Annotated in this window: 1 protein-coding gene; it reads left to right on the top strand. The window is 56.3% G+C overall.

The annotated features are described in order from the left end of the window. The first annotated feature begins 96 nt into the window (after positions 1-96). Positions 97-1302 carry an ISL3 family transposase gene (locus tag CKW07_RS25045; protein ID WP_095147511.1) on the top strand — a complete coding sequence of 402 codons (1206 nt, stop codon included), beginning with the start codon at positions 97-99 and terminating at the stop codon, positions 1300-1302. The last annotated feature ends 6 nt before the right edge of the window (positions 1303-1308 follow it).

Here is a 1308-nt window from a genome sequence, read left to right as displayed (position 1 = left end):
GGTTCTTCACGGAATCCCGGGAAACACAGAAACAAGAACGCCGATTTGATTGATGATGTTCGTGCGAGCAAACACATCTAACAAACCGGCGTTCTTATGCGCGATATTAATACTTTCCTTCCTTTTTGGGAGGGCTTTTCTGTTGTCACCATCAAGCCTGATGGCGATACGCTACAAATCAATCTAACCCCTCATGCCACCCGATTCCCCTCCTGTGGCGGGTGCCAACAACCCTGCTCAACCACTCATGAGTATTGCCAGCGAACCGTTCGTGATTTGCCCATCCTCGGCCGTGCGGTGCGTCTCAGCGTATTGCTCAGACGTGTTGGTTGCCGTGATTGCGGCAAACGTATGGAAGCCGTCAGTTGGCTGGATCGCTATGCCCGCATGACGCGCCGCCTGGCCGATGCCGTCATTCAAGCCTGCGAGCGCCTTCCCACGCTGCACGTGGCTCAGATGTTTGGGCTGCATTGGGACACCGTCCGGTTGCTGGAGCGTCGAGCCTTGCAAGCGGCGTTGAGTGTTTTGCCGAAGGCGCAGCCACGGCGCTTGGTGATGGACGAGTTCGCGCTGTTCAAGGGGCATCGTTACGCCAGCGTTGTACTGGACGCCGATACCCGGCGAGTGCTGTGGATTGGCGAGGGTCGCAGCCGTGCGGCGATCAGGCCGTTCTTCGAAGAGCTGGGGCCAGAGGGTTGCGCTCGCATCGAAGCGGTGGCGATGGACATGAACACCGCCTTTGACCTGGAGGTTCGCCAGCACTGCCCAAAAGCGCGCGTGGTCTACGACCTCTTCCATGTAGTGGCCAAATATGGCCGAGAGGTAATTGATCGAGTCCGCGTCGACGAAGCTAATCGGCTACGTCATGACAAGCCTGCACGAAAGGTCATCAAGCAAGCGCGATGGCTGCTTCTGCGCAATCCGCAGAACCTGAAAACGCCGGAGCAACAGGTCCGTTTGGAAGATCTGCTGGCGGCCAACCAAGCGTTGATGACGGTCTACTTGATGAAGGCTGAACTCAAAACGCTTTGGACACCGAGCACCGCCTGGGGCTGGAGATCAGCCTGGAAGCAATGGCTGCACCATGCTCATGAAAGCGAAATACCAGCTCTGATCCAGTTTGCCAAACGACTAAAGGGTTACTGGCGGGGCATCGTCAGCCGTGTTCGCTGGCCGATGCATACGGGTCAGTTGGAAGGTATCAACAATCGAATAAAGGTCATCAAGCGGGTGGCGTACGGTTACCGGGATAGCGAATTCTTTTTCATGAAGATCAAGAGCGTCTTTCCCGGTAATCCGTGAAGAACC

Source organism: Pseudomonas sp. Irchel s3b6 (assembly GCF_900187415.1).
In the GTDB taxonomy this organism is placed as follows: Bacteria; Pseudomonadota; Gammaproteobacteria; order Pseudomonadales; family Pseudomonadaceae; genus Aquipseudomonas.
This window is presented reverse-complemented; position numbering and strand designations above follow the sequence as displayed.

Coding starts and splice junctions, on each gene's coding strand:
- CKW07_RS25045 (WP_095147511.1), top strand. CDS start 97: ATGCGCGATATTAATACTTTCCTTCCTTTTTGGGAGGGCTTTTCTGTT.